At 62.2% G+C, this 26948-nt stretch carries 25 protein-coding genes; 16 read left to right on the top strand and 9 right to left on the bottom strand.

The genetic code is table 11. From position 1 onward, the window contains the following. Nucleotides 1-42 precede the first annotated feature (42 nt). Nucleotides 43-783, top strand: coding sequence for a hypothetical protein (locus tag AO356_RS12485; protein WP_060740054.1), 741 nt, complete (start codon nucleotides 43-45; stop codon nucleotides 781-783). Nucleotides 784-1049: 266 nt separating this feature from the next. Here the strand turns inward: AO356_RS12485 and AO356_RS12480 are convergent, their stop codons facing one another. Beyond that, nucleotides 1050-1676 carry an acyl-homoserine-lactone synthase gene (locus AO356_RS12480; protein WP_060740053.1) on the bottom strand — a complete coding sequence of 209 codons (627 nt, stop codon included), beginning with the start codon at nucleotides 1674-1676 and terminating at the stop codon, nucleotides 1050-1052. A 136-nt stretch (nucleotides 1677-1812) separates the two neighbouring features. On the opposite strand from AO356_RS12480, the gene AO356_RS12475 reads away from it, so the two are divergent. Further along, nucleotides 1813-2043, top strand: coding sequence for a hypothetical protein (locus tag AO356_RS12475; RefSeq protein WP_060740052.1), 231 nt, complete (start codon nucleotides 1813-1815; stop codon nucleotides 2041-2043). Nucleotides 2044-2046: 3 nt separating this feature from the next. On the opposite strand, the gene AO356_RS12470 is transcribed toward AO356_RS12475, so the two are convergent. The 3 genes from AO356_RS12470 to gntB form a co-directional block, all read right to left on the bottom strand. Further along, nucleotides 2047-2763 (bottom strand): helix-turn-helix transcriptional regulator, encoded by a 717-nt coding sequence (locus AO356_RS12470; protein WP_060740051.1) that lies wholly within the window; start codon nucleotides 2761-2763, stop codon nucleotides 2047-2049. Between the two features lie 143 nt (nucleotides 2764-2906). Continuing rightward, entirely contained in the window at nucleotides 2907-3806 is a 900-nt protein-coding gene (locus AO356_RS12465) for a DMT family transporter (RefSeq protein WP_060740050.1), read from the bottom strand. Next, nucleotides 3796-4770, bottom strand: a complete 975-nt coding sequence (gene gntB / locus AO356_RS12460) for a guanitoxin biosynthesis L-arginine gamma (S) hydroxylase (RefSeq protein WP_060740049.1) — start codon at nucleotides 4768-4770, stop codon at nucleotides 3796-3798. Before gntB ends, AO356_RS12465 begins: the two co-directional genes overlap by 11 nt. A 220-nt stretch (nucleotides 4771-4990) precedes the next feature. Between gntB and AO356_RS12455 the strand changes: the two genes are divergently transcribed. From AO356_RS12455 to argJ, 7 genes are read left to right on the top strand one after another with little or no spacing between them, the layout of a single operon-like run. Beyond that, nucleotides 4991-5803, top strand: coding sequence for an enoyl-CoA hydratase/isomerase family protein (locus AO356_RS12455; RefSeq protein WP_060740048.1), 813 nt, complete (start codon nucleotides 4991-4993; stop codon nucleotides 5801-5803). Beyond that, on the top strand, nucleotides 5800-7188 hold the full coding sequence (locus AO356_RS12450; RefSeq protein WP_060740047.1) for an asparagine synthase C-terminal domain-containing protein: 1389 nt from the start codon (nucleotides 5800-5802) through the stop codon (nucleotides 7186-7188). The genes AO356_RS12455 and AO356_RS12450 overlap by 4 nt, the downstream gene beginning before the upstream one ends. A gap of 11 nt (nucleotides 7189-7199) precedes the next feature. Further along, a complete protein-coding gene (locus tag AO356_RS12445; RefSeq protein ID WP_060740046.1) occupies nucleotides 7200-8063 on the top strand; it encodes a TauD/TfdA dioxygenase family protein in 864 nt (287 codons plus the stop codon). Nucleotides 8064-8065: 2 nt separating this feature from the next. Further along, complete coding sequence (locus AO356_RS12440) at nucleotides 8066-8809, top strand: NRDE family protein (protein ID WP_060740045.1); 744 nt, start codon at nucleotides 8066-8068, stop codon at nucleotides 8807-8809. Nucleotides 8810-8824: 15 nt separating this feature from the next. Then, nucleotides 8825-9652: a GNAT family N-acetyltransferase gene (locus AO356_RS12435; protein ID WP_060740044.1), complete on the top strand. Its 828-nt coding sequence runs from the start codon at nucleotides 8825-8827 to the stop codon at nucleotides 9650-9652. Between the two features lie 19 nt (nucleotides 9653-9671). Next, nucleotides 9672-11129, top strand: a complete 1458-nt coding sequence (locus tag AO356_RS12430; RefSeq protein WP_060740043.1) for a class I adenylate-forming enzyme family protein — start codon at nucleotides 9672-9674, stop codon at nucleotides 11127-11129. Next, nucleotides 11126-12283, top strand: coding sequence for a bifunctional glutamate N-acetyltransferase/amino-acid acetyltransferase ArgJ (gene argJ / locus AO356_RS12425; RefSeq protein ID WP_060740042.1), 1158 nt, complete (start codon nucleotides 11126-11128; stop codon nucleotides 12281-12283). The genes AO356_RS12430 and argJ overlap by 4 nt, the downstream gene beginning before the upstream one ends. 142 nt (nucleotides 12284-12425) lie before the next feature. Here argJ and AO356_RS12420 read toward each other — a convergent pair whose 3' ends face one another. Continuing rightward, nucleotides 12426-13283, bottom strand: coding sequence for an SDR family oxidoreductase (locus tag AO356_RS12420; protein ID WP_060740041.1), 858 nt, complete (start codon nucleotides 13281-13283; stop codon nucleotides 12426-12428). Between the two features lie 187 nt (nucleotides 13284-13470). Here AO356_RS12420 and exbB point away from each other — a divergent pair, with 187 nt between their 5' ends. From exbB to AO356_RS12390, 6 genes are all read left to right on the top strand, one after another. Beyond that, nucleotides 13471-14442: a tonB-system energizer ExbB gene (gene exbB / locus AO356_RS12415; protein WP_060743107.1), complete on the top strand. Its 972-nt coding sequence runs from the start codon at nucleotides 13471-13473 to the stop codon at nucleotides 14440-14442. Nucleotides 14443-14448: 6 nt separating this feature from the next. Continuing rightward, complete coding sequence (gene exbD, locus AO356_RS12410) at nucleotides 14449-14877, top strand: TonB system transport protein ExbD (protein ID WP_060740040.1); 429 nt, start codon at nucleotides 14449-14451, stop codon at nucleotides 14875-14877. Then, complete coding sequence (locus tag AO356_RS12405) at nucleotides 14874-15632, top strand: energy transducer TonB (RefSeq protein ID WP_060740039.1); 759 nt, start codon at nucleotides 14874-14876, stop codon at nucleotides 15630-15632. The genes exbD and AO356_RS12405 overlap by 4 nt, the downstream gene beginning before the upstream one ends. Before the next feature lie 312 nt (nucleotides 15633-15944). Next, a complete protein-coding gene (locus tag AO356_RS12400; RefSeq protein WP_053126577.1) occupies nucleotides 15945-16865 on the top strand; it encodes a hydrogen peroxide-inducible genes activator in 921 nt (306 codons plus the stop codon). Nucleotides 16866-16874: 9 nt separating this feature from the next. Beyond that, nucleotides 16875-18950: an ATP-dependent DNA helicase RecG gene (recG, locus tag AO356_RS12395; protein WP_060740038.1), complete on the top strand. Its 2076-nt coding sequence runs from the start codon at nucleotides 16875-16877 to the stop codon at nucleotides 18948-18950. A gap of 79 nt (nucleotides 18951-19029) precedes the next feature. Then, entirely contained in the window at nucleotides 19030-20427 is a 1398-nt protein-coding gene (locus AO356_RS12390; protein ID WP_060740037.1) for an aminoacyl-tRNA deacylase and HDOD domain-containing protein, read from the top strand. Nucleotides 20428-20495: 68 nt separating this feature from the next. Here the strand turns inward: AO356_RS12390 and AO356_RS12385 are convergent, their stop codons facing one another. The 3 genes from AO356_RS12385 to AO356_RS12375 form a co-directional block, all read right to left on the bottom strand. Beyond that, nucleotides 20496-21803, bottom strand: coding sequence for a hypothetical protein (locus tag AO356_RS12385; RefSeq protein WP_060740036.1), 1308 nt, complete (start codon nucleotides 21801-21803; stop codon nucleotides 20496-20498). Between the two features lie 224 nt (nucleotides 21804-22027). Continuing rightward, entirely contained in the window at nucleotides 22028-23392 is a 1365-nt protein-coding gene (locus tag AO356_RS12380) for a delta-60 repeat domain-containing protein (protein WP_060740035.1), read from the bottom strand. A gap of 142 nt (nucleotides 23393-23534) precedes the next feature. Next, entirely contained in the window at nucleotides 23535-23918 is a 384-nt protein-coding gene (locus AO356_RS12375) for a hypothetical protein (protein ID WP_060740034.1), read from the bottom strand. 524 nt (nucleotides 23919-24442) lie between these two features. On the opposite strand from AO356_RS12375, the gene AO356_RS12370 reads away from it, so the two are divergent. After that, the gene (locus AO356_RS12370; protein WP_060740033.1) at nucleotides 24443-24826 is read left to right on the top strand and encodes a DUF6124 family protein; all 384 of its coding nucleotides are present in this window, start codon (nucleotides 24443-24445) and stop codon (nucleotides 24824-24826) included. A gap of 1097 nt (nucleotides 24827-25923) precedes the next feature. On the opposite strand, the gene tagQ is transcribed toward AO356_RS12370, so the two are convergent. Beyond that, nucleotides 25924-26865, bottom strand: a complete 942-nt coding sequence (gene tagQ / locus AO356_RS12365; protein ID WP_060740032.1) for a type VI secretion system-associated lipoprotein TagQ — start codon at nucleotides 26863-26865, stop codon at nucleotides 25924-25926. Nucleotides 26866-26948 lie beyond the last annotated feature (83 nt).

Here is a 26948-nt window from a genome sequence, read left to right as displayed (position 1 = left end):
GCCTCCCCCGCTGCGCCGTTTTCGTCTTGAAAGGATTCCACCATGCGCAAAGCGCTTGCTTTCTCGCTGCTCGCCCTTTTTCTGGGCGGTTGCGCCAGCGACCCTGCCGACCGTGACATCAGCGGCACCTGGATCAACCAGGCGGCCATCGACGCTGCCGCCAAGGGCGGCCCGCTGCGCGAAGCGCTGCAAGGCTATGGTCCGAACCTGGAATGGGACGTCAATACCCGGGCCGGCCAGGCACGCTACACCAATGGTTTTGAAAACGTCGAAGGCAAACTGCTGGGCGAAGAAGACGGCGCCTGGAAAGTCGACTTCTACGGCAGCTCCGCCAGCGAGCTCAAGCGCGACGGCGACCAGTTGAGCCAGGCCGCCACCGAGAACGAACCGCAGCAGGTGTTCCACCGCGCGCAAGTCCAGGTACCGGAAGGCGCACCCATCGGCGCCAGTTTCGAACGCGCGCTGTATGCCGCCTACCTGGGCGGCACCTGGAACATCGCCAGCGGCCCCGGCCAGGGCGCCACCGTGCAATTCCAGCCCGACGGCCAGGTCAGCGGCCTGCCGGGCGCCGACCGTTACGCCCTGTGCCTGGCCGGCGATTGCGCCTCCATGAGCGGCGGCAACGACAATATCTGGCTGCAACAGAACGGCCAGGGCAACACCTGGATCTTTGCCCGTGATGGCAAGAAGCTGGAGATTTTCCAGACCGTGAATGCGGCGCTGGCGGATGAAATGCCGTCGTTCACGCCGGGCAACCGGCAGTGGGTGTTGGAAAAGCAGTAAGTCGGATCTGAGCCCTTCAGACCGAAATCCTCTGCTCGCGATAGCGCGGTGAAGCAGCGCCGAACGACGCCCGTCTTGCCTCGAAGAAACCTGACCGCTCCAAGGTATCGGACAACTTCTATAAACCTACCGAAGAGAGTGGTTTCATCTGGCAGCACAATTGAGTTCACAATTGCGAAGCTCTGGAACATGACACCGGCGGTCTGAACGTCCTCGTGTTCAATCAGGCTTGGCGCTTCGGCGGCTTCGCCAGCAAAACGGCGATGCTAAAAATCGGCAGCGTCTCCAAGACGTTGGGATCTGTATATGTAGACCTCGATCGCTCGCTCCAGCGCGGCCGTGGTTCGATCATTCAGCTCGATGCGCAACGCCACCGCCCGTTCCACGCCAACCTGCAGGGCCGGGCCGAAGCGGCTGGTGTCCAATCCCAGACGGATGAGCATCTTCTCGACACCGACGGTGGTAACCGTCACGAACTGCTTCACCCCACACCCGAGGGCGAAATTCACAATGGCGTGGATCGCCTGGACAGTGCCTTGGGAGAAACCGAAGCGGTTGTCATGGGGCATCTCGATGGCAAACCGGCTCAACTCCCAGATCGAATCGGAGCACGGCGCCGGTTGTCCGTGCAGCAGTTCGGGAAATGTATGCGCCAACATGTTCGGCCCGGTGGTGGGAAGGATCCGCCAGCAACCGCAGACGTATGCCTGCTCCGCGCTCCGATTGATAATCATGTAATAAGGATCGAGTGCATCGTATCCATCGATTTCCATGTCATTGATCAGCGGTATATCCCACATCTTCTTTTGCTTGAAGATACGCGCCCGAAGTTTGTGCATGTTATTCAGCGCTTGAGGATTGATCTTGTGGCGACGGCCAATGGAAATAAACATGACGGGTATATACCGGCGGAGTGAAATATGTCGCACAGCGTATATTCGCAATGAATAAATGAGACCCTCCCCGATCCGGGAGGTAGTTCGGGCCGGACGGATTTGCTAGTTTTTGCCTTTTGAAGGACTCAGCCCGATGAAGCTACTCAACACCTCGACCGTGCGCGAGGTTGCGCGCCAAGCCATCAGCCTGCGCCTGGATCAAAAGCAGAGCCAGACCGAGTTCTGGTCAAGGTTCGGCATCAGCCAGGCCTGCGCCAGTCGTATCGAATGCACCAGCCAGGTCCCCGCCCCGGTTTACATTCTGTTGCGCCTCTACTTGAGCGGGCGCCTGCAGGAGAGCGACCTGGCCCAGCGTCCACAGTGACGCTCAAGGCGTGATCGATTTCTGCTGGATAGCCTTGAGCACTGCCATCTGGCGCGAGCTGACCTGAAACTTGCGGCGAATGTTCTTGAAATGGAAGTCGATTGCCGAGGTTGTACAAGAGAGGATCATCGCGATCTCCCAAGTCGTCTTGCCCGCCGCGCTCCATTGCAGCACCTCTTTCTCCCGTTTCGTCACATGCACCGGTGCATGGTGTTCAGCCTGGGCCTTGAGGACCCGCTCGATGACGTAGTCACGCAGCATTGTCGCCAGGGGCAAGGTTTCGATCATGGCAAGGGTGGCTCGGGCGCCGTGTTCGGAGTGCTTGAGACAGAGCATACCCGCCTCCCCCCGTGGGCCATGCAGGGGCAGCGCCAGTCCGCGCTGGAGCCCATACATGGCAGCCTCTTCAAAGAACGCCGATTCCGAGGGCCGACGGTAATTTTCACGGTTCCAGAGCAACGGCTGGTTCAGGTTCAGGCAATGCTGGACGATCGGGTCAACCGCCACATAGCCCTGGGCGTCGTAACGTTTGCGCCAGGCGCCGGGATAGTCACTGTGGATCAGCACCTGCTGGTTCATGGCAGCGGGGCCGGGCTTGAGGCCCAACAGGAAGTTCGCGTAGCCCAGCTTGCGGGTCAGCGTTTTCAACCCTGCCAGCCAATCCTCGAAGCACTCCGTTTCGCTGAGTTGTATCAGCTCATCCATTGCCAGCACAGCCATTCCCTTCCTTGTGACACCGCTCGACGGTGCTCTCATCCTGAGACAGCACGTGAGGGAAACCGCCCCCCTCGCAAAAGTGGGGCGATAAGATAGAGATATGGCGCTTTGAAATCAATGTGCGAGCGAGGCCCTCTGGCAAAGGCTCACGCGCGAGACGGGACAGGCGTTTTTCTGCCCAGGCGGATCAGCTCGTTGGAGAAACACAAACCGATGATGATCAGTGCCGCGCCCGCGTACAGACTTTCGCGAGGCACCTCATTGAGCACCACAAACGCCAGCAGGGCGGCGAACAGCGGTTCGGTCAGCTCCAAGGCCTGCACCTGGGAGGGCTTGAGGTATTCGATGGCCTTGGTGGTGCAGAAAAAGCCGAGAATGGTCGGCAGCGCAGCCAGCGCCAGCAGCGCGGCAACCGCCAGGGACGACAGCTCACCGATCACGAAACCATCGGCTGCGGCTGGCATCAACAAGTACAGGCTGCCGAAAAACAGCAGTTGACGGGTGAAGTGCAACCCACCGGACACGCCCATTCGCTTCATGGCAACCGAAAATGCCCCGTAGCCGCAGCCCGCCATGGAAGCCAGTGCAGCGCCTTGGAGAGTGAAGCCCTGCCGCAGGTCGGCACCGAAGATCACCGCGATCCCGGCGATAGCCAGGGCCGCGCCCACGGTGGCGTTGGCGGTGATGGCGTCCTTGAGGAATATGCGGCCGAGCACGATGGAGGAGATGGATGCGCTGGCCATCAACATCACGACCACGCCCGCCGCGGCGTAATGCCGATAGGCAGATGTTTCGAAGTGGAACAGCACGAAGATACCGAGGAACGCACAGATCGCCGCCTGGGTCCATTTGGCTGTCGTCGCCGGACGCTTGAGAAACAGCAGCAAAGCCGAGAGCAGCAGACAACCCAGGACCGTCTTTATGACGGCGACACTGCTGGCGGTAAAGCCATTGCTCATGAGCACTTTACTGAGCACGCCGATCGTGGCGTTAAGTGCGGCAGCGGAGAGTGCAAAGATAACGCCTTTGCTGAAACTAGCTTGCATTGATGACGGTCCCTGTCGCTGGTAGGTCGTTCGATAAAATGTCGGCCCACATCGACGGCGCGAAATTGGAGGATATGAAGATCCCGCCAAACCCCGCATTCGTTGTGGCGTATGCCGCGTCGCAGAGCAGGATCCGATGAGCCTTCTTGAGGTTCCAGTACGGAATGGCAGGGAAGAGATGGTGGATCAGGTGGAAGTTCTCTCCATGCATGGCCGTGAAGAAATGCTCGAGCGGATGGCTGAAGCGGTTTCGGGTGGCCTGCAGATCGCTCTTGGCTTGGGCGATCATCGGGTAATGCTCGGCGAGCTCGATGAACCAAGTCAAGGCCTGGAAAGTACTGAGGTAGGGCAAGAGCCAGTAGAGAACATAGCCCTTGGCGCCGAACAGCATCGTCAGGCCCACGCCGAGCAGGCCCTGGCAGGCGAGCACCGCAAACAGCTCACGCTTGCTGGGGCTGCGGATCAGTCGGTTGACCAGCAGATACTTCAAGCTCTGCGGTGCGCCCAGGAATAGCAGCGGCCTGATGAGGTGCGCAAGCGCGAACCTGGCCGTCGAGCGCACCTCGAACACCCCGGACTGCTGATAGTACCGATAGTCGGGATCGCGCTCCGGGTCACCCAACTTGTGGTGGTGATCCAGGGTGTGGGAGCGCTTGTAGCTGGCCCAGCCCTGGAAAATCAGGTAACCCGAGCACCAGGTGCCGAGGAATTTTTCCAGCCGCTTACTGCGACACAGCGCACCATGCGCCGCTTCGTGCAGCAGCGTGGCCAATGCCCGTTGTCGTGAACCGATCAGCAGGATGGACAACGGCAGCAGCCAGGGACTGGACTCGCCCAGGTAGATCGCCAGGCTGATCCAGAACAGGTTCTGCAGCAACGCGAGGGGGCCATGGTAATTGTCGTAGCGGTACAACTGCTTGATCTGGTCCTTGATCTCTTTCGAGAACCGGTGTCTGGGTAACATCGATGATCCTGTTTCATTCGCCTTGGAGACTCGGGCCCTGCGGATAGGGCGTCCGCCAGCCTTCGAGCGGCCGCAGAAACTAGTGAGTTGCCACGACGCTAACAACCTCCCTGTTCCGGGAGGTACCAGGCCGTACGCGCGCCCTATCTACTAGGCAGTGCCGGGCGCTATCGGGCCCGACAGCACCACTTCGCACCAAGGACGCCACGGGAAGTTAGCGATGCCAGGTCTTGAAAACGATTACCTCACTTACGATTTCGACATTACTTTCGAAAACAGCGTCGCGCTGGTGGCCTTCACCGACTCGCACCGGCACAACCTGTGGTCGATGCCACGGATGGCCCAGCTGACCCGACTGCTGAGACAGTTGAACGAGGATGACGCGGTAGGTGCAGTGCTGCTGCACAGCGGCGAGGGCCGATCGTTCGGTGCCGGCGGCAGCTTCCACGAGACCTCGACATTCACCGGTGGCAACGAGGTCGATGTCTGGATCGACCACGTCACCGACCTGTACATCGCAGCCCTGCAGTTGAACCGTCCGCTGATCGCAGCCATCGATGGCTACGCCATCGGCATCGGCCTGCAGATAGCCCTGACCGCCGACTACCGGATCGGCAGCGATCGCTGCGTGCTGAAGATGCCCGAGTTCGAACTGGGCATCGCCTGCACCTTTGGTGGCTTCATGCTGGAGAAGATCGTCGGTCGCAGCCTGATGCAGAACATGCTGATGTCCTGTGCCGAGTGGCCAGCACCGCGCGCCATGGCCGACGGGCTGCTGCATGCAGTGGCCGATGCCGGACAACTGCGCGCCAGCGCCCTGGAACAGGCCCACCGCGCCGCCGCGTTCACCGATGCCGCGTTCCGCAATACCAAGGCCTACCTCAACCGAGACTTCATCGCCGGGCTGGAGCAGACCCGCATCGCCGGCAAACAGGCGCATCGCGCGGCCTTCGCCGCTGGCGAGGCACAGGGCCGGATGAAGACGATCCTCAACCGCTCCAGTGTGCAACCGAGCCTGGAGGCGACCCCATGACCGTACAACCCTGGTTGCTGCTTTCCAGCCGCCCCCTCGACCGCTTCGAATCCGCCCACGTGCCGCTGGCCGCCTCGGCTTTCCACGGCTATGCCTCGGCCTGGCCGGTCCCCGCGCCCGACGACCGTCACGATGCGTCTGGCCGGCCTCGCACGCGCCTGCACGTAGGGGGAGACAACCTGATCGAGGTGCAAGGCGACCAGCTGACCGTGACGACCAGCAGCCGCAACACCTGCGCGCTGTACTGGAGCGCCGACCATCAAGGCAACTTCGTCCTGTCGACCGACCTGCTGATCGCTGCCAGCGCCTGGATGAGCCTGACCGATTGCCAGTTGGGCGTGCGCGAACAGGCGGGCGTGCACCTGGACGATCGCTCGAGCATCCATGGCATCGGCCGGTTGTTGCACAGCAGCCGCCTTGAGGTTGTGTTGCAGGGCAACCAGGTGCGCGTCGGACGTGACGCAATGCAAGACACCCTGGCCCTGCAAAGCGACCGCTACGGCGACGCCCTGTTCGCCGGACAGACGCAGATCAGGGCGTTGCAGGAAAGTATCGCCGGCCATCTGCAGCGGCCCGGCAAGGTCGCCGCACTGGTTTCCGGTGGTGTCGACTCCGGGTTGGTCGCCGCCCTGCTCGCCGCGCAGTGCCCGGACTTCGAAGCCTTCAGCATCGGTACCCCCTGGGGCAACGAGTTTGATGACGCCCAGCAACTGGCCGACGCACTCGGACGCCCGTTGAACCGTGTCGAACTCGACCCGCAATCGATCCTGCTGGCGCTGCCCCAGACCATCCGTGCCTTTGGCCATCCGCAGCCCCAAGCCGTAGAGATCGGCGTGGCAATCACCGCGTTCTGTCGGCAGTTGGAAGAAGGCCGGACGATTTTCACCGGTTATGGCTCGGATCTGATCAACTCCGGCATGGCCACGGGTGACGGCCTGGCTGAAGATATCCGCAGCAGTATCGCGGTCGAGGTCGACAAGACCCGTTACTCCAGCGAACTCACAGGCATCGCGGCCCAAGCCTGCGGCAGCGAACTGGTTCATCCCTACTGGGACCTGCCGGTGCTGCGTAGCGCGCTGGACACGTGTCCGTCGGTCAAGACCACCCGCGGCCGCGAAAAGGGCCACCTGCGCCTTGCCGCCGAGCAATGGCTGCCTGCCGAGGTCGCCTGGCGCAAGAAGACCGCCATCCACCACGGCAATGGGTTGGGCACGGCGCTGTCGCAGTTGATCGACGTCACCACCCACCAGTCCGCCAGCGCGCCGGCGCTGTACCGCCAGATCCTGGCGACCCAGCTGGACCAGGCCGTACGAGCCCCATTGGCGCCGCTGTGTGCCGAAGAAGTACTCGACCGCGCCCTGCACTCACTCGCTCACTGCCGCTGAAGGAACCGCCCATGAACTCATCCGTTTCCTTGCGCGACCTGCGCGGCCAGACCCTGACCGCCTCTGGCCTGGGCGTCCATCTGCCGGACGAAACACCGCTGGCGGCCGTTCGCCAGGCGGTGCTCGACCATGGCGTGACCCTGCTGCGCAACGTCCACTTCGACGAAGACAGCTTCCGGCAGTTCGTCGAAAGCCTGGGGGACAAGGTGTCCTACGACGAGGGCAACGCCAACGTTGGCTACGGCTTCGCCGACATCCTCAAGCTCGACGGCACCCACGATAAGGAAAAGGTCATTACCGGCCGGGGCAGCCTGCCGCTGCATACGGACGGCATCCTGCTCGGCACCCAGGTCGACCTCATCATCCTGTATGCCGCCGACGTTGCGAACATTGACGAAGATGGCGCAACCGTCGTGTGCGACCAGCTCGCGGCCTGGAAGGACATGCCCGATTCGTTGCGCCAACCGCTGCTGGACGGCCGGCTCGAATACCTGGCCTTCGAGCGAGGCTATTTCGCCACGGTGCCCGAGGGCTGGTATCCGATATCCACGTTCCGCGACTACGGCCGTGTCCGCTCGCTCAACCTCGCGTTGCCTTTCGACAGCCAGGTCAAGGCCAGTTGGGATGTTCGCGTGCCGGGGCTGAGCGAGGACGCATCGGCTGCCTGGTTCGCGGAACTGGAACGACACCTGACAGCCGACCCGTACCTGTACTGCCATCGCTGGCGCAAGGGTGACCTGTTGATCATCGATAACCAGCGCACCCTGCACGGCCGGCGCGGGCTGTTGCCCAATACCTGCCGCAAGCTGCTACGCGGCCAGGTAACGTTCGAGGCCATCGCCTCGGCACCCGGCGCGGCGCTGGAGAGTGCCTGAGCGTGTGCACGATCATTGCCGCGCTCGGCCTTTCACCGCAGTGGCCGGTGATGCTGGCCACGGTGCGGGACGAGTCGGTCGCGCGGCCATGGCAAGCCCCGGCCGCGCATTGGCCCGAGCAGCATCCACAGGTGATCGGCGGCCTGGACCTGCAATCCGGCGGCACCTGGCTGGCGCTTGACGTTCACCAGCACCGCGCGAGTTTTCTGGTCAACCGCCCAGAGCACCTCGCCGGTAAAACCCGCAGCCGTGGCGACCTGCCGCTCATCGCATTGCAAGCACCCGCGCAGCGCTGGGACGCCGACAGCCTGAGCCAGTACAACGGCTTCATCCTAGGACTGGCCGATGCCAACGGCCTGGTGCTCCATCAATGGGACACCCGCACCCTGCGCTCGGTGCATCTGGGCAAGGGTCTCCACGGCCTGTGCTACCGCGGCATCGGCGAGGATCACCCACGCCTGGCACGGCACCTGCCCCGTTTCGCCGCCAGCCCGCTGCCTCGGCCTCTCGCGACGGCCTCCCCGGCGCAAGCCTGGGGTCGCTGGCTGCACCTATTGGCCGATGGCGGCCAGTACAGCAGCGCCGACGATGCGCTGATGTGGCGGCGCGACGTTGAAGGCGGCCCCTGGGCCTCTCAATCGGCCGCTTGCCTGGCGCTGGGCAAACAACAGTCGCGACTGGACTTCAGCGCCTCGCCACTGGACCCGACCAGTTGGCGCAACTTGCCGTCCCCTTTATCCCATTAGAACGAGAATGCTGCCTTGAACATCCACCTCCTCGCGCCGGATCAATACCCCCAGTTGCTGGCTTTCATCGGCCAGTCGAACGATGCCGACGCCCAGTTGTTCCTCGCCGGCGCACTGAGCAATCGCGCCGAGGGCCTGCAGGTCTATGTGCGTCAGGCGGGCGACCACCTGCTCGGTGCCGTCGCCCTGTTGCCCAGCCTGCCGCCGTTCGCCGTGCCGGTCATCCTCGTTGCCGGCGAGCCGGACGCAGCGTTGCTGGCACACGTTGCCGCAGGGCATGTCAGCCCGCAGATGGCAATCGGTCCCAAGGCCGTCCTGGAGCGCTTGCTGGAACACTGGCCGGCCGCCTGGCTGCCGCTGATCGGGCGGCGCGACGAAGTGCTGCTCAAACAGTTCGCCCCCTTCCCGGTCGAATCGATACCGGCACTCAGCACCCGCCTGGCCGGGCCTGAGGACGAAGCCACCCTGGTTGGCTACCGGATCCAGATGGAGAAAGATTCCGGCGTAAAGCTCGTGTCCAGTCGCGAACAGGCCACGCATACCGTCCGCCAGCTCACCCAGCGCCAGGCGCTGCATGTGGTCGAGGTGGACGGCCAGCTCGGCGGCTGCACGGCCCTGACCAGCCGGGACGAACAGCACGAGCAACTGGGCTTCATCTTCGTCGAGGCCCGTCACCGGCTGCGTGGCGTTTCGGACAGGCTGCTGAGCGACGTCTGTGCCGGCATCCACCGCCGCCAGCGCAAGCCGCTGACGTTTACCTGCAGCGGCGGCCCGTTGCGTCATCGCCTGGGTGAGATCGGCTTTCGCACAGTGGGCGAACATTTGAAGCTGTATTTCGGCTGATCACCAAGGAATCCAACGAATGTTCCAGCGCCAGTTCCTCAGCATGGTTGCGCATCATCGAGACCGTCCGGCCGTCATCGACAGCCACGGCACGTCCAGCACCTACGGCGACCTGCTGCAAGCCATCGACCTGTTGCGCGCCCGCTTGCAGGCGGCGGGCCTGCGAGAAGGCGATGTGGTGGCGACCCAACTTGGCAACAGCACCGGCTATGTGGCGCTCTTGTTCGCCATGGCCAGCCTGGGCCTGGTCCATTGCCCGATCAATCTGGCCAGCAGTGCCGAGCACCGGGCGATGCGCCTGACCCAGGTCGGTGCCACCGTGCTGGTCAATGAACGGGGCATCGTACCCGACGGCATCGATGTACCCGGCTTCGCCCTGCACTCCTCGATCCCCGTCAACCAGGAAGCTCCCGCCTGGCAGGAGCGAACCGGGCTGATGCGCATGCAGGAGACCTCCGGCAGCACGGGTACGCCGAAACTCGCCCTATGGCGACAGGACCGCCTGTTTCGGGAGATCCTGCACTGGGTCGAGTGCGCCGGCCTCGATGACAGCGCGCGCTACCTGAACATCCACACCCTCGATGGCGGCCATGCCGTCGACCTCCATGTGTTCCCTGCCTTGCTGACGGGCGCCACGCTTTACCTGGGCGAAGCGTCCCGAATCGAGGACACCCTGCGCACCCTCGACGAGCAGCGCATCAGCGTGATGAGCGCGTTGCCCTCGCAATACCTGGCGCTGGCGCAAGCCGCGCAACGGCTCGGCACCCGGTTGCCGGCGCTGACCCGGCCGTTCTGCGGCGGCGCCTACCTGGACGATCAGGTGGTGCTCGAAGCCGAGCGCGGTCTGGGCATACACATCAAGCGAATCTATGGTTCCACCGAGTTCGGCATGATCCTGGCCAATTTCGCCCCCGGCCTGCAGGTCAACTGCGGCATGCGTGCGGTGGGGGATGTCGAGGTGACGCTGGCGGTGCTCGACCCCGCGCAGCCGGAGGTCGGCGAAATCGTCGCTCGCTCCGCGCATCGGGGCTCCGGTTACTTCCCCCTCCCGGCCAACCCGGTCGAGGACGACGCCTATCCCACCGGGGATGTCGCACGAAGACTGGACGATGGCAGCCTGATGCCATTGGGACGCACGAACGACGCCCTGCTGACCGCACAGGGGACACAATTCACGCCCGCCCTGGAAGGACGTCTTGCACAGTCGCTGGTACTCGAACGGGTGGTCGTGCTTGTCGACGAACAGGATCGCCGTCGCGCCCACGTGGTGCTGCAAGCCAGCCCCGTCATCGCTGCTCAAAAGCGGTCGACGCTGGTCATGCTACTGGAGCGACTGGGTGTTGCCGCTGGCATCGCGGCAATCGAAAGGATACCGTTGACACCGACCGGCAAGCCGGACCGCATGCGCTTGCGCATGCTGCTCGGCACAAGGCACACAGGCATGGAATCAATCATTCATCTGAAGGACCTGACATGAGCGCCACGCACATTCAGCCAAAAGGCTTTCGAAGCATCATCGCCAACCTGGGCATCAAGGACAGCCGCGACGATTTCATGGCCGTCATCTCCGACGTGCCGGCCAGCATCAGTGCCGTGTTCACTCAGTCGCGCTTTGCCGGCCCGAGTGTGACGCTGTCCCGCGAGGTCGCCCAACGTGATACCGCACAAGGCGTGGTGGTGATCGCGCGCAACGCCAACGTCGCCACGGGCCCAGAGGGCCTGGCCAATGCCCAGGAAGTTCGCGCGGGGCTGGCCCGGGCCGTGGACGTCGACCCGCAGGCGCTGGTGATCGCCTCGACCGGCGTGATCGGTCGCCAGTATCCGATGGAGAAGATCCGCACCTTCCTGGGCAACGTACCGCCCCTGCAACCCGCCGACTTCCAACGCTGCGCGGCGGCGATCATGACCACCGACACCCACACCAAGTACGCAGCACGCCAGGTCGGCAGCGCAAGCCTGGTTGGCATCGCCAAGGGCGTGGGGATGATCGAGCCGAACATGGCGACCCTGCTGACGTTCTTCTTTACCGATGCCCGCATCGCCCCCGATGTGCTGGATGCGCTGTTTCGTCGGGTGATCGACAAGACCTTCAATGCCTTGAGCATCGATACCGATACCTCCACCAGCGACTCGGCGGCGATCCTCGCCAACGGACTGGCGGGCGAAGTGGACATGGTCGAATTCGAGCAAGCGCTTTATGACATCGCCCTTGGGCTGGTGCGCATGATCGCCTCGGACGGCGAAGGCGCGAGCAAGGCACTGGAGGTGCACGTCACGGGGGCGCGTGATGATGCGCAGGCCAAGCGTGTGGCCAAGGCCATCGTCAACTCGCCGCTGGTCAAGACCGCTGTCCATGGCGCGGACCCGAACTGGGGGCGCGTAGCCATGGCAATCGGCAAGTGCGAGGCAGAACAGGACATCGACCCGGACAAGGTACGCATCGTTTTTGGTGAGACCGAGGCGTATCCACAGCAGTTGGACGAGGCCGGGCTACTGGCGGTCAAGGGTTACCTGCAGGGCAAGGAAGTGCTGATCTCGGTAGACCTGAACATCGCCCAAGGGCAGTTCACCGTCTATGGGTGCGATCTTTCGGAGGGTTACATCCGCATCAACGCCGACTACACGACCTGAGTACCGGCGTGGGCTGGAGTTCGAGGGTGGAACCGTGGTGCCCGTGCATTCAATGGGCACCACGGATCCTGTGCGGGCCACAGCAATAGCGGCTCACGGCCAACGAGCGAGCCTAGGCCCCGAGGGCATCGTTGATGCCGTGTCAGCAGCGCCCTTCCAGAATCGCCGCATACCCCTCGCGAAAACTCGGATACCGCGGCGACCAGCCCAGGGCCTTGGCCCGGGCGTTGCTGCAGCGTTTGCTACCGGCGCGGCGGACGCTGGCGTTTTCGGCCCATTGGGTGACACCCATGTAGTTGCGCAGCCAGCCCACCACGTCGGCCAGCGCGGCGGGCGTGTCGTCGACACCGATGTAGCAGTCTTCCAGGGGTTTGCCCTGGCGATCGGCTTCCAGCAGAAAGGCCAGCAGTCCCGCCGCGTCGTCGGCGTGGATGCGGTTGGCGTACAGGGGTGGATCTTCCACCACGCTGTAGCCCTGGCGCACCTGGTTCAGCAGCCATTCGCGGCCCGGCCCATAGATGCCGGTCAGGCGCACGCGGCTGGCGGGGATGCCACTGTCCAGGGCCACTTGCTCGGCTTCGAGCATCAGCCGGCCGGAATACCCGCCGGCCACGGTGGGCGAGGTTTCATCCACCCATTCGCCCTGCTGCTGCCCATACACACTGCTGCTGGACACAAACAGCAGGCGCTTGGGCCGCTGCCCATGCTGCTTCAGCCAGCCCAACACATGCTGCAAGCCTTCGACATACGCCGTGCGATAGCCCGCTTCGTCATGGTCGGTGGCCGCGGCGCTGTACACCAGGTAATCCAGCGAGCCGGTGGGCCAGTCGGCCGGGCATTGCTCGCCGAACAAATCCCCCGCCACCCCGATGACGCCGGCCGGCAGGCTCGAAACCGTACGCCGCAGGCCATGGACCTGCCAATGTTCGGCCAATAACTGGCGAGCCAGGCGGCCGCCGATATCACCGCAGCCGGCGATCAAAACAGAAGGCGCGGACATCAAGAACTCCTCTGGCAAAGCCCCAGACTAGCCTCCGAGGGGGACGAGCGGCTAGCCATGGGACAAAAAAAGTAACTGTATTACTTTTGTTAACAAGAATTACTTGCAATAATGCCCGCCACTTTTGTTCTCGGCCCACGAGGCCTGGAAGAACATCAACCTTCTTTTTTTCTCAGGTCCGGCCAGCATGAAACGCTCTCTATCCCCCGCTTCGCCAACCAACCGACCTCGTGCCTGGAGCACGGTAGCCGCCCTGCTGTTCAGCCTGCTGCTGGCACCTGTCGCCGCGCTCGCTGATGCACAGACGCCCGCCACGGCCCCAGCCACAACCCCGGCCGCCGCCCAGGCACCGGCAGACCCGGCCGCTCCCGTTGCGACGCCGGTCGCCACCGATCCGGCCCAAGCCGTCGAGGCCCAGGCACCTGAAGCACTCGAAGCCGACAACTCGCTGGGCATGGCCCACGACCTGTCGCCATGGGGCATGTACAAGAACGCCGACATCATCGTGAAAATCGTGATGATCGGCCTGGCCATCGCGTCGATCATCACCTGGACCATCTGGATTGCCAAAGGCTTCGAGCTGTTGGGGGCCAAGCGTCGCTTGCGCGGTGAAATCGCCGCCCTGAAAAAAGCCGCCACCCTCAAGGACGCCAGCGCCACCGCCGCGAAGGAAGGCACCCTCGCCAACCTGCTGGTGCATGACGCACTCGAAGAGATGCGCCTGTCGGCCAACAGCCGCGAGAAAGAAGGCATCAAGGAACGCGTGAGTTTCCGACTGGAGCGCCTGGTTGCCGCCTGCGGTCGCAACATGAGCAGCGGCACCGGCGTGCTCGCCACCATCGGCTCCACCGCCCCCTTCGTCGGCCTGTTCGGCACCGTGTGGGGCATCATGAACAGCTTCATCGGCATCGCCAAGACCCAGACCACCAACCTCGCCGTCGTCGCCCCAGGCATCGCCGAAGCCCTGCTGGCAACGGCACTGGGCCTGGTCGCGGCCATTCCAGCCGTGGTGATCTACAACGTCTTCGCCCGCTCCATTGCCGGCTACAAGGCCCAGGTCTCCGACGCTTCGGCGCAAGTCCTGCTGCTGGTCAGCCGTGACCTCGATCACCTGCCGTCCGAGCGCAGCTCGCAACCGCACATGGTGAAAGTGGGGTAATCGGCCATGGGCCTGCATTTGAAAGAAGGCGCAGACGACGATCTGGCCGAGAACCACGAAATCAACGTCACGCCGTTCATCGACGTGATGCTGGTGCTGTTGATCATCTTCATGGTGGCCGCCCCGCTGGCCACCGTGGACATCAAGGTCGACCTGCCGGCGTCGACGGCAAAGCCTTCGCCGCGCCCGGAAAAACCGGTATTCCTCAGCGTCAAGGCCGACCAACGCCTGTTCCTGGGTGAAGACGAGGTCAAGGCCGACACCCTCGGTGCGACCCTCGACGCCAAGACCCAGGGCAAGAAAGACACGACGATCTTCTTCCAGGCCGATAAAGGCGTGGACTACGGCGACCTGATGAGCGTGATGGATGCGCTGCGAAGCGCCGGCTACCTGAAGGTCGGCCTGGTCGGACTCGAGACGGCGCCCAAGAAATGATCACGACGCGCCAAAAGCTGACGCGTTACAGCGGTAGCCTGATGGTGGTATTGGGCGTGCATGCGCTCGCCATCGCCCTGGCGCTGAACTGGACCTCGCGCGCGCCCATCGAATTGCCGCCCCAGGCGATGATGGTCGAACTGGCGCCAGTGCCAGCCCCGCCACCGCCGGCACCGCCGAAAGTCGTCACACCGCCGCAACCGCCCGAGCCGGTCGAAGAGCTGCCGCTGCCCAAGCTTGCCGAAGCGCCGACGCCGGAAATCGCCGTGCCCAAGCCGGTCAAGCCCAAGCCCAAGCCTCAACCGCCCAAACCCAAGCCCGTGGTCGAGAAAAAGCCGGAGCCGCCGAAGGAACAGCCGTCGGAGCAGAAACCGAGCGACACTCAGCCGACCCAGGCACCGACCGAGAAGTCCGCGCAACCGGCGCCCGGCCCGTCACCTGCGCAGACGGCCGCCAAGGCCAATTGGCAGGGCACGCTGCTGGCGCACTTGGGCAAGTACAAGAAGTACCCGCCCAGGGCGCAGCAAATGAACAAGGAAGGCACCAACCGCTTGCGTTTCGTGGTGGATGCCGACGGCAACGTGCTGTCATTCGAATTGGTGGGCAGTTCCGGCACGGAGTTGCTGGACCGGGCCACCCTGGAAATGATCCGCCGCGCCCAACCGCTGCCCAAGCCACCGGCGGAGTTGCTGACCAACGGCACCATCGAACTGACGGCACCGTTTGTGTACTCCATCGACAAGCGCCGGCGCTGATCGCAAATTTGCAAGCCCCTGTAACAGGGGCTTTTTATTTCTGGTGAAGAGGCCTTTTGGAGCAAAGGCAATGTGGGAACCAGGGCATCTGTGGGAGCAAAGCTTGCTCGCGATACAGGCACCTCGGTTCCAGTGAACACCGCGTTAACTTCATCGCGGGCAAGCCTTGCTCCCACAGACAATTCCACATTCTTGAATAAATCCCCTCGCCACACAGACATTCGACAGTGTCACACCGCGCCCCCAGTCTGATAACGTGCGTCTATCGATTGCAGCCGGTATGCTTGGCTCGCAACTTCACGGACGCTCGCCATGACCCTCACAGAATTACGCTACATCGTGACCCTCGCCCAAGAGCAGCATTTCGGCCATGCGGCCGAGCGTTGCCACGTCAGCCAGCCGACGCTATCGGTGGGCGTGAAAAAACTTGAAGACGAACTCGGTGTACTGATTTTCGAGCGCAGCAAAAGCGCCGTGCGCCTGACCCCGGTGGGTGAAGGCATCGTCGCCCAGGCACAGAAAGTCCTGGAGCAGGCCCAAGGCATTCGCGAGCTGGCCCAGGCCGGCAAGAACCAACTGACCGCCCCGCTGAAAGTCGGCGCGATCTACACCGTCGGCCCATACCTGTTCCCCCACCTGATTCCACAACTGCACCGGGTCGCCCCGCAGATGCCGTTGTACATCGAAGAAAACTTCACCCACGTGCTGCGCGACAAGCTGCGCAACGGCGAGCTGGACGCGATCATCATCGCCCTGCCGTTCAACGAAGCCGACGTCCTGACCCTGCCGCTCTACGACGAACCCTTCTACGTCCTGATGCCGGCAGAGCACCCCTGGACCCAGAAAAAAACCATCGACGCGGCCCTGCTCAACGACAAGAGCCTGCTGCTGCTCGGCGAAGGCCATTGCTTCCGCGACCAGGTGCTCGAAGCCTGCCCGACCCTGACCAAGGGCAGCGAAGGGGCCAAGCACACCACGGTGGAATCCAGCTCCCTGGAAACCATTCGCCACATGGTCGCATCCGGCCTGGGCATCTCGATCCTGCCGCTGTCGGCAGTGGACAGCCATCATTACTCCCCCGGGGTGATCGAAGTCCGCCCGCTGACGCCGCCCGTGCCGTTCCGTACCGTCGCCATCGCCTGGCGCGCCAGTTTCCCGCGGCCCAAGGCCATCGAAATCCTCGCCGACTCGATCCGCCTGTGCTCCGTGGCCAAGCCGCCCGCTGGCAAGTAAGCCGCGGTCATGACTGAGCTGTCGAAGGTGCCGGTCACGACACTCAAGGGTGTCGGTGAAGCCATGGCCGAGAAACTGGCCAAGGTCGGCCTGGAAAACCTCCAGGACCTGCTGTTCCACCTGCCGTTGCGCTATCAGGACCGCACCCGCGTGGTGCCCATCGGCCATCTGCGCCCGGGACAGGATGCGGTGATCGAAGGCACCGTCAGCGGCGCCGACGTGGTCATGGGCCGCCGCCGCAGCCTGGTGGTGCGCCTGCAGGACGGCACCGGCGGACTCAGCCTGCGCTTCTATCACTTCAGCAATGCGCAAAAGGAAGGCCTCAAGCGTGGCACCCGCGTGCGCTGCTACGGTGAAGCGCGGCCCGGGGCGTCGGGACTGGAAATCTACCACCCGGAATACCGCAGCATTACCGGCGACGAACCGCCGCCCGTGGATGAAACCCTGACCCCGGTCTATCCGCTCACCGAAGGCCTGACCCAGCAACGCCTGCGCCAGCTCTGCCAGCAAACCCTGACGTTGCTCGGCCCCAGCAGCCTGCCCGACTGGCTACCCACGGAACTGGCCCGGGATTACCACTTGGCGCCGCTGGCCGACGCGATCCGCTACCTGCATCATCCGCCCGCCGACGCCGACGTGGACGAACTCGCCCTGGGCCATCACTGGGCCCAGCATCGTCTGGCGTTCGAAGAGCTGCTGACCCATCAACTGTCCCAGCAACGCCTGCGCGAAAGCCTGCGCTCCCTGCGCGCCCCGGCCATGCCCAAGGCCAGGGACCTGCCGGCCCGCTACCTGGCCAACCTCGGCTTCACCCCCACAGGCGCGCAGCAACGAGTCGGCAACGAAATCGCCTACGACCTGAGCCAGCCCGAGCCAATGCTGCGGCTGATCCAGGGCGATGTCGGCGCCGGCAAGACCGTGGTCGCCGCCCTCGCCGCGCTGCAGGCCTTGGAGGCGGGTTATCAGGTGGCGCTGATGGCGCCCACCGAGATCCTCGCCGAACAACACTTCATCACCTTCCAGCGCTGGCTCGAACCGCTGGGCATCGAAGTCGCCTGGCTGGCCGGCAAGCTCAAGGGCAAGAACCGCGCCGCCGCCCTGGCGCAGATCGCCGAGGGCGCACCGATGGTGGTCGGCACCCATGCGCTGTTCCAGGACGAAGTGCAGTTCAAGAACCTGGCCCTGGTGATCATCGACGAACAGCACCGCTTCGGCGTGCAACAGCGCCTGGCCCTGCGGCAGAAAGGCGTCGGCGGGCGGATGTGCCCCCATCAACTGATCATGACCGCCACGCCGATCCCGCGGACCCTGGCGATGAGCGCCTACGCCGACCTCGACACCTCGATCCTCGACGAACTGCCTCCCGGCCGTACGCCGGTCAATACCGTGTTGGTCACCGATACCCGACGGGTGGAAGTGATCGAGCGCGTGCGCAGCGCCTGTGCCGAGGGCCGGCAGGCCTATTGGGTGTGTACGTTGATCGAAGAGTCGGAAGAACTGACCTGCCAGGCGGCCGAAACCACCTTCGAGGACCTCACCGCCGCCCTCGGCGAGTTGAAAGTCGGGTTGATCCACGGTCGCATGAAGCCCGCCGAGAAAGCCGCGGTCATGGCTGAATTCAAGGCCGGCGCCCTGCAACTGCTGGTCGCCACCACGGTGATCGAGGTGGGCGTCGACGTGCCCAATGCCAGCCTGATGATCATCGAAAACCCCGAGCGCCTGGGCCTGGCACAGTTGCACCAGCTGCGCGGCCGGGTGGGCCGGGGCAGCGCCGCCAGCCATTGCGTCTTGCTCTATCACCCGCCGCTGTCGCAGATCGGCCGCCAACGGCTGGGGATCATGCGCGAAACCAACGACGGTTTCGTCATCGCCGAAAAAGACCTCGAATTGCGCGGCCCCGGTGAAATGCTCGGCACACGCCAGACAGGTCTGCTTCAATTCAAGGTAGCCGACCTGATGCGCGACGCCGATCTGCTCCCCGCCGTACGCGATGCCGCCCAGGCCCTGCTGGAACGCTGGCCCGACCACGTCAGCCCGCTGCTGGATCGCTGGCTGCGTCATGGGCAGCAATACGGCCAAGTGTGAGCACGCGCTCAGTTTTCAAGCCCCGCGTGCAGGACAAGCTGGTTATACTGACCAACTTGTAGGAAAACGGATACAGACCATGACAGAAGCTGCCCTCGTCCCCGAAGCCCCGCACGCTCCGTCTGTTATTCGGCTGTTGCTCGAGAAATTGGGCATCGGCTATGACGAAGTACTCGAACGACCCGGCCTGAACCCCGCCCGCAAAGTGCAGGCGGTGTTGTTGCACGATGCCGTTGGCGCGCTCATGGTGCTGTTTCCACAAAGCCAGCTGCTGGACCTCAATCGCCTGGCCGAACTCACCGGCCGCAAGCTCACGGCGGTGCCGACCGAACGCCTGGAGCGCATGCTTGGCAAACACAGCCTGAGCCTGCTGCCCGGGCTGCCGGCGCTGACCAGCTCACCGTGCCTGTACGAAGAAAGCCTGCTGCGCGAACCGAAGCTGCTGATCAACTCCGGCGAGCCGGGGCTGCTGCTGGAAGTGACCAGCGAAGCGTTCAAGACCATGCTCACCAAGGCCAGCGCCGCGACGTTCGGCGAAGCCGTGAGCAACATCACCCCCAACCTGGACCGCCCCCACGACGACCGCGCGGAAATCACCCAGGCTGTGCAGGCGTTCACCGCCCGGCGTATCCAGCAACGGCTGGAAGAAACCATCGAGATCCCGCCGCTGGCTGAAACCGCGCAAAAAATCATCAAGCTGCGGGTCGACCCCGACGCCACCATCGACGACATCACCGGCGTGGTGGAAACCGACCCGGCCCTGGCCGCGCAAGTGGTGAGCTGGGCCGCCTCACCCTACTACGCGTCGCCGGGCAAGATTCGCTCAGTGGAAGACGCCATCGTGCGGGTACTGGGCTTCGACCTAGTGATCAACCTGGCACTGGGCCTGGCCCTGGGCAAGACCCTGAGCCTGCCCAAGGACCATCCGCAACACACCACGCCGTACTGGCACCAGTCGATCTACACCGCCGCCGTCATCGAAGGCCTGACCCGCGCCATGCCGCGCGCGCAACGTCCCGAGGGTGGCCTGACCTACCTGTCGGGCCTGCTGCACAACTTCGGCTACCTCCTGCTGGCCCACGTGTTCCCACCGCACTTCTCGCTGATCTGTCGACACCTGGAGGTCAACCCGCACCTGTGCCACAGCTACGTGGAACAGCACCTGCTGGGCATCAGCCGCGAGCAGATCGGCGCCTGGCTGATGCGCTACTGGGACATGCCCGACGAACTGGCCACCGCCCTGCGCTTCCAGCACGACCCCAACTACGACGGTGAATACGCCGCCTACCCGAACCTGGTGTGCCTGGCCGTGCGCCTGCTGCGCGCCCGCAGCATCGGCTCCGGCCCGGACGAAGACATCCCGGATGCCCTGCTCGAACGCGTGGGCCTGACCCGGGAAAAGGCCAACGACGTGGTCAGCAAGGTGCTTGAAGCAGAAGTACTGCTGCGGGAACTGGCTTCGCAGTTTCACAGCTGAGCACCGCTCTCATTGGGTTTTGCCACCCAGTGAGAGCGGCTTCGCTCGCAACGGACACCGCAGGCGGTTTAGCCCAAGTAACGTAGAATCCAGTCTTGTCTGGAACTACCGGAAACTCGAAAGCCACTGATCACGATCCGTTCATCCGCCATGACAACCATATCTTCCGGTACGTTCGCCCCATCGATCCCCTCATAAACAACATAGCCTACGCCATCGTTGAATTGCGGGTCTAAAGAGCCATCAGGACGGTATCGCGCTGTCAGCACTCCATTACGAGAAGTATCGAGATGCCCCACGGCGCCTGTAACAACTATCGCGCCATCAGGTCGCCAATCGCATTTTGTCCAAGTAAGATTCCTGGCATACAACGTGGCAAACAAGGGAGCTCCATTATTAAAAGCGGAATCGTAGGATCCTTGCTCATTCAAAACAACAAGCACTCCTTTTGTGCCGTCACTCTCTACAGATTCACCGACAACAAGGATTTTCTCAAAACCCGCACTTCTGCCTATCGCTATTGAAAAAAATCTTGCCGTGTTGGCGAGGGGGATTACGATGGGACGGTTGTTATTGAAATCTGGATCCACTCGCCCCTCACTGTCGAAACGTACAACATAAAGCCCGTACTGTATTTCATCACCATAATGACCGCAGACCAGCACTTTTGTATCAGACTGAACGGTGACACCTGAAGCAGTAGTCCATCTGTACTCGACGCCAGGGAGTTCAACAATTGAAGTGCGCCTGTCGAAAGTGTCATCCAACGAACCATCTACGTTCAAACGAATAGCAATGGCTCTGATACCTTGCGTAAGATAAGTTTGATCTACCAATACAATCTTGCCGTTTGCGTCCTCAATCGCAGAATATCTCCAGTTCCCCTCCGCCTTGCCTGAATCACTTTCACCTTCTGAACCCTGCTCGCTCTGTTGCTTGCGCCCCCAAATAGGCAGACGGACGACACCATTATTTCCAAACTCGCTATTGAACTCGCCATTCTCACGCAACTTTATGATAATGGTGCCGAAATCATCGTCGTTACCAAATCGGCCACCTATAATCGATCCGCCGTCAGACAATGAATTAATACCCAGTAAATTGGGGTGCATCCCTCTCTCTGGCAATTCAATATAACCCGTTCCCGAATTGCCAAATGTGCTGTCGAGTGTTCCATCCTCGTTCAAACGCAAGACCACCATAGGAGCCCCCACTCCCAGTAACGGCATGACTGCAAGCAATTTGCCGTTAGGAAGTGCCAATATACCGGGTGCTCCGGCCGCGGAAACTTCTGGTATGGGAAGATGCAACACGCCCCCTTCCCCAAAGGATGGGTCGAGGGTGCCCGCTTTAAGACTGCCTGCAGGATGAGTCATGATTTTGTGCTCCATCGGTGCGTGGGGAATCCAACAACGATGTTGAGTAGACACCTCAACCCGCGATCACACACCTGTCAGAGATGACAGTTCTGATTGCCCGTACAGACAACGTGCTGAGCTGACCGGCCATTGCAGACACTGAATGGCTCAAGCGCCAGGAGATGACGGTGCCTTTGCGCCAAGGGCAGGGCGTGCCCCCTCGCCCCCAATCCCATGGTTACTCAAGCCAGATAGCGAATGATCCAGCTTCCAACGATACGGGACCAAACCGGGCCGGGTAGCCGCGCAAAACCGCCAACGACGATCCGTCCGTCTGGCATTAGCGCCATATCCTCGACCGTCTCGTACTGTCCTTCTTCGTCAAAAAGCACAAAGCCAACGTCGTTGAAGGTCAGGTCCGGCGAACCATCGGAACGGAACCGTGCGGTGAGCGCTGACACGCCCTCTTCCACAACCCCTCTGCCGGTACTGCCCCCGACAAGAATGGAACCGTCTGCCTGCCATGCGCAGCGATACCAGTCATGCCCCTGATCCACCCACTTAGAGAACAGTGGCTGCCCGCTATTGAACGCAAAATCGAAGAATCCATCGCGACTCAACACGAACATCAGCCCGTGCCTGTATTGGTCGCGCCAAACATCCCCGACAACAACAATCGCGTCGTCGCGTTCTCTCAGCGCCATCGCATTCGCATTCATGAAAGTGGGGTTTGCAACGGTCACAACGCCGACGCCGCCATTGAAACTGGTATCGAGACGCCCCGTTACATCCAGACGTATCACATAGATACCGTTGGAATCCGGAGTGTCTTGGGAAGAATACTCCCCGCAAACCAGCACCTGGCCATCCGCTTGAAGGACAACACTTCTGATACTGGTAGGGGTACGGGGAATACCGGGGAGTTCGATAACCACGAATCCACTCCCGTTAAACGTGTCGTCAGTAGAGCCATCCGGGTTAAGACGAAGCACCGCCCACTGCCCTGGTGACGTGCCGAACTCTACCCAACTGGGCAGAACGATCTTCCCATCCGACTGCACAACCGCAGAGACGCCCTGATTGCCTGAAGATCGCGCATCCCCTGCGGAAGGTTCTCGGTCCCGCCGACTGAAAGTCGCCGGGCCATCTTCCCTATCTTCAGCCCTTGGCTCACTACGATACGGAAGCAAACGCACACCGTCCTCGCCAAAGAGCGTATTCAGCCGCCCATCCTCCAGGAATCGCACGACATAAGCGCCGCTCTGCTCGAACGATGAAAATTGACCGATCACCAACCATCCACCATCGTCCAGGCCGCTGAGTTGGTAGACCTCCAAGTCTGTATTTTTGATGGAGAACTCCACCAAGCCCGTCCCGGCGCCACCAAACGCCATATCGAGCGATCCATCCTCGTTCACTTTCGCCAGTCTGATAGGGGCGGGGTCTCCCGGTAGAAGCACGGTGATCAGCAGTTTGTTTTCAGCCAGCGGCAGGATGGCTAGCGTGCGATAGCCTGTTAAATCGGGGGTCGGCAGTGTCAGTACCCCCTCTTCGGCAAAGGTCGGGTCGAGCGTGCCAGCCTGAACGGCGCTTGGTGCCTGGGCCATGATCGTCACTCCATCAAGGTGTATGAAACCACGCGGGTTTCATCACAATGGAGCACCCAAACACCGATCCGCACACCTGTCAGAGCTGACAGTCACCATGATCCTTGACGGCCAAATCAATGGCCTTTCAGGCCAAACCCGATCAAGCCTTCGGCTTGGCCTTCTTCGGCTTCAGATACTTGGTCAGCCCCTGGAACCAGATCACCAGCGCCGGGTTGCCCTTGATCTGGATCGACTTGTCCTGGATCCCTGTCATGAACGCCAACTGCTTGTTCTTGGCCTGCATCGTGGCGAAGCCATAGGCGGCGTCCTTGAAGGCGATGGCGAAGGCAGGCTCCGGGTAAGTACCGGACTGGCTGGTGATGCGCTGGTTCTTCACGGTGAAATGCCGGGCGACCTTGCCGTCCAGGGTTTGCAGCTGGAACACCAATTCCTTGTCGCCCAACTGCTGCTGGAACGCCGGATTGGTCCGGCTGGCCTTGCCCATCAACAACCCCAGCATCCACAGCAGAAAACGAAATTTCATGGGCACAGCCTCGTGAGAAAAGATCAATGGCTGGCAGTTTAGCGATTCTTCGGCACAACGCCATCATCGGATCGCTTTGTCGGAAGATAAGCTGGTTTTCGCGAAAGATGACTGCCAAGTCACAAAACCTGAAATCAAAAGATCGCAGCCTTCGGCAGCTCCTACATCGGTTTCTGTAGGAGCTGCCGAAGGCTGCGATTTTTTGATCCCTTTCCCCTGCCCAACCCTCGGACATTTCCTTCAACACGCCGGGCTGTTCGTGAACTAGGCAGGGCTCTGGGGCACCGCTAACCTTTGTTCGTCATCGCAAAAAACGGTGACACGGACGTGCAAGTCCGGATTGGTACGCAATTGGTCATGGCTATTGACCGAGCATTTTTTTATGCTCGCGTCCGTTATGGCGATTGTGCGTGGGAGACCTTCGGGTCTGCCGGGGGTACCAGCCGGTCTTGCACACCTACGCACAGTTGCCACCTCTTCGAATGCAAGCGAAAGGATGTCGACCCCAACTCTGGTACATAGATATGTTCAAGGTCACTCCAAATCCGCCACAAAGCGGCCACAAATCCCGCGTCGAAGCGCAGGAAGAAAAAAAGCTCGAAGACGCCGCCACCCGCGCCCTCGACTACTACCTCAACCCCAAACCCTCTGCCCCACCCGAAACCGACAAAAGCCAGCTCTTCATCGTCGCTCCCCACATCGACACCGAAACCCTGCTCGCCAACGCCTCCGAAGACCTGCTGTCCATCAGCACCATCGCCGCCGACCTGGCTGACGACGTGGATGACTCACGCCGCTGCATCGCCCTGGCAATCAGCCGCATGGCCGATGGGGTGCAGTTGTTGGTCGAGCGGGCGTTGGATCATCTGGAAACCAGGGAGATAGCGGCGCCTGATGCCAAGGGATAGCGCTTACATTGATGCAGGCTGAGCCGACGCCATCGCGAGCAAGCTCGCTCCCACAATTGGATCGGGTACAACCGCAAGAGATAGGCCGGCTACTAGGCCGCCTTCGCGGGCAAGCCCGCTCCCACAATTGGATCGGGGGACAACCAAAGAGCTAGGTCGGCTATAAGGCCGCCTCGCGAGCAAGCTTTGCTCCCACAATTGGATCGGGGACGACCAAAGAGCTAGGTCGGCTATAAGGCCGCCTCGCGAGCAAGCTTTGCTCCCACAGTTGGATCGGGGGACGACCAAAGAGCCAGGTCGGCTATAAGGCCGCCTCGCGAGCAAGCTATGCTCCCACAATTGGATCGGGGGGACGGCCAAAGAGCCAGGCCGGCTATAAGGCCGCCTCGGCGGGCTTTTGATCTGGGGGCCCCGTTGACCACGCTGGCCGAACGCAGGTATTGCGCAGTGGGCATCCCGGCATGGATGCCGGGATAGCCGCGCTGGGCCATGGATGGCCCTTCGCGGCGGGCCCACGGAGCAATGCCGGAGTGAGGGCACACCGAGCCTAGGCGAGGTGCCGAGTGGTGGGGCAAAGACCTTTTGGTTACTTTTGGGGCGTTTGCCAAAAGTGACCCGCTGTAAGAGCGGAACCGCCAGCCGCCGTTACCGCAGCAACGGATATGTACTCAGTCAACAACATCCTGGCCGGCTGTCAGGCCGCCATCGCGGGCAAGCCCGCTCCCACAATTGGATCGGGGACGGCCAAAGAGCCAGGTCGGCTATAAGGCCGCCTCGCGAGCAAGCTTTGCTCCCACAATTGGATCGGGTACAACCGCAAGAGATCGGCCGGCTACTAGGCCGCCTTCGCGGGCAAGCCCGCTCCCACAGTTTGATCGAAGTAAAACCGGAAGAGACAGGCCAGCTGTAAGCCCGCTCCCACAGGGGATTGGAGGTGTCGCAGATATCACCGGCAACACAAAACAACTGTGGGAGCGAGCTTGCTCGCGATGGCGGCGGGTCAGTCGACATGGATGCCAACTGAACGGACGCTATCGCGAGCAGACTCGCTCCCACAGGTTTTGGCTGCTGACCAAAGATCAGCAGCCCTCACTCAATCAAACATTCGGGCAAGGAACCGGTGCCCAGTCGCCCAGGTCCGGGTTTTTGCACATGCTGTTGACCTGAGTGGTACCGGCACTGGCAACCTGCTTGCTTTCATCCTGCTTGACCTTGGCGGTCTGCAGGGTTTTCTCGGTGGTCACCGCTTCTTTCGGCACGGTCGGCAGGTCTTTCTTCTTCGCCGGCTGCACTTTCTTGATTTTCTTGTTGTTGGTGGTCTGAGCCACGACCGCCGGGGTATCAGCAGTGGCCACAGTCACCACGTCAGTACGCTGCACACCCACCTGCTGCAGGTCTTTCTCGTAGGCCTGGGTGTAGTTGTTCAGGTCTTCCGAGGCTTTGCCGTTGACCGCGACGATCAGGTCATTCGACTCTTTCAGGCCGGAAACGATTTCCGCCAGGCGCTTGCGGCCTTCGGTGTCGTTGACGGTCTTGGCCTTGCGGTCGGCAACCAGTTTGCTGAACGCATTCTGGTAGCACTGCTGCGAAGTCTTGGCGTAAGCGGTGCTGCGGTCGATGTCGGAGACGCTTTTGTTGACGTCGGCAGCGTAGGAGGCGATGCGCTGGTTGTCATCGGCGATCTGCTTCTGGCGCTCGGTGTAGTAACCGGCTGCGCCACCGGCCAATGCACCGCCCGCGGCACCGATGGCGGCGTTGCGGCCACGGTCTTCCTTGTCGGCGGTCAGGGCGCCCAGCAGTGCACCACCGACAGCGCCGACAGCGGCACCGGTAACGACCGACTTGGTCATGTTGCCTTCGGTGGAGCGCAGGTGCTGCACCGGCTCGTAGCAGTTCGGGTAGTACTCGACCTTGGTGCTCGAGGCGACCTTGGAGGTCGGCGACGTGGCGCAGCCGGTCAGTACGGTGCTGAAGCCGACAGCGACCATCAGCAAGTGACGCTTGGAAACCGAAGCAAATGGTTTACGGGAGAAAAGCATAGTTGTGTTCTCGTTTAAGTGTTGACCAAGCTCAGCACGGCGCTATCGCCGCCTGAGTCCCTTCCAAGCTCGCTGACAACGAA

Source organism: Pseudomonas fluorescens (genome assembly GCF_001307275.1).
Taxonomy (GTDB): Bacteria; Pseudomonadota; Gammaproteobacteria; order Pseudomonadales; family Pseudomonadaceae; genus Aquipseudomonas; species Aquipseudomonas fluorescens_AA.
This window is presented reverse-complemented; position numbering and strand designations above follow the sequence as displayed.

Bases quoted from the DNA above. Each gene is read 5' to 3' on its own strand.
- AO356_RS12420 (WP_060740041.1), bottom strand. From the start codon at position 13,283: ATGTCCGCGCCTTCTGTTTTGATCGCCGGCTGCGGTGATATCGGCGGC.
- AO356_RS12370 (WP_060740033.1), top strand. From the start codon at position 24,443: ATGTTCAAGGTCACTCCAAATCCGCCACAAAGCGGCCACAAATCCCGC.
- AO356_RS12485 (WP_060740054.1), top strand. From the start codon at position 43: ATGCGCAAAGCGCTTGCTTTCTCGCTGCTCGCCCTTTTTCTGGGCGGT.
- AO356_RS12450 (WP_060740047.1), top strand. From the start codon at position 5,800: ATGACCGTACAACCCTGGTTGCTGCTTTCCAGCCGCCCCCTCGACCGC.
- argJ (WP_060740042.1), top strand. From the start codon at position 11,126: ATGAGCGCCACGCACATTCAGCCAAAAGGCTTTCGAAGCATCATCGCC.
- AO356_RS12375 (WP_060740034.1), bottom strand. From the start codon at position 23,918: ATGAAATTTCGTTTTCTGCTGTGGATGCTGGGGTTGTTGATGGGCAAG.
- exbB (WP_060743107.1), top strand. From the start codon at position 13,471: ATGAAACGCTCTCTATCCCCCGCTTCGCCAACCAACCGACCTCGTGCC.
- exbD (WP_060740040.1), top strand. From the start codon at position 14,449: ATGGGCCTGCATTTGAAAGAAGGCGCAGACGACGATCTGGCCGAGAAC.
- AO356_RS12470 (WP_060740051.1), bottom strand. From the start codon at position 2,763: ATGGCTGTGCTGGCAATGGATGAGCTGATACAACTCAGCGAAACGGAG.
- AO356_RS12405 (WP_060740039.1), top strand. From the start codon at position 14,874: ATGATCACGACGCGCCAAAAGCTGACGCGTTACAGCGGTAGCCTGATG.
- AO356_RS12475 (WP_060740052.1), top strand. From the start codon at position 1,813: ATGAAGCTACTCAACACCTCGACCGTGCGCGAGGTTGCGCGCCAAGCC.
- AO356_RS12480 (WP_060740053.1), bottom strand. From the start codon at position 1,676: ATGTTTATTTCCATTGGCCGTCGCCACAAGATCAATCCTCAAGCGCTG.
- AO356_RS12385 (WP_060740036.1), bottom strand. From the start codon at position 21,803: ATGACTCATCCTGCAGGCAGTCTTAAAGCGGGCACCCTCGACCCATCC.
- tagQ (WP_060740032.1), bottom strand. From the start codon at position 26,865: ATGCTTTTCTCCCGTAAACCATTTGCTTCGGTTTCCAAGCGTCACTTG.
- AO356_RS12445 (WP_060740046.1), top strand. From the start codon at position 7,200: ATGAACTCATCCGTTTCCTTGCGCGACCTGCGCGGCCAGACCCTGACC.
- recG (WP_060740038.1), top strand. From the start codon at position 16,875: ATGACTGAGCTGTCGAAGGTGCCGGTCACGACACTCAAGGGTGTCGGT.
- AO356_RS12390 (WP_060740037.1), top strand. From the start codon at position 19,030: ATGACAGAAGCTGCCCTCGTCCCCGAAGCCCCGCACGCTCCGTCTGTT.
- AO356_RS12380 (WP_060740035.1), bottom strand. From the start codon at position 23,392: ATGGCCCAGGCACCAAGCGCCGTTCAGGCTGGCACGCTCGACCCGACC.
- AO356_RS12455 (WP_060740048.1), top strand. From the start codon at position 4,991: ATGCCAGGTCTTGAAAACGATTACCTCACTTACGATTTCGACATTACT.
- gntB (WP_060740049.1), bottom strand. From the start codon at position 4,770: ATGTTACCCAGACACCGGTTCTCGAAAGAGATCAAGGACCAGATCAAG.
- AO356_RS12400 (WP_053126577.1), top strand. From the start codon at position 15,945: ATGACCCTCACAGAATTACGCTACATCGTGACCCTCGCCCAAGAGCAG.
- AO356_RS12430 (WP_060740043.1), top strand. From the start codon at position 9,672: ATGTTCCAGCGCCAGTTCCTCAGCATGGTTGCGCATCATCGAGACCGT.
- AO356_RS12465 (WP_060740050.1), bottom strand. From the start codon at position 3,806: ATGCAAGCTAGTTTCAGCAAAGGCGTTATCTTTGCACTCTCCGCTGCC.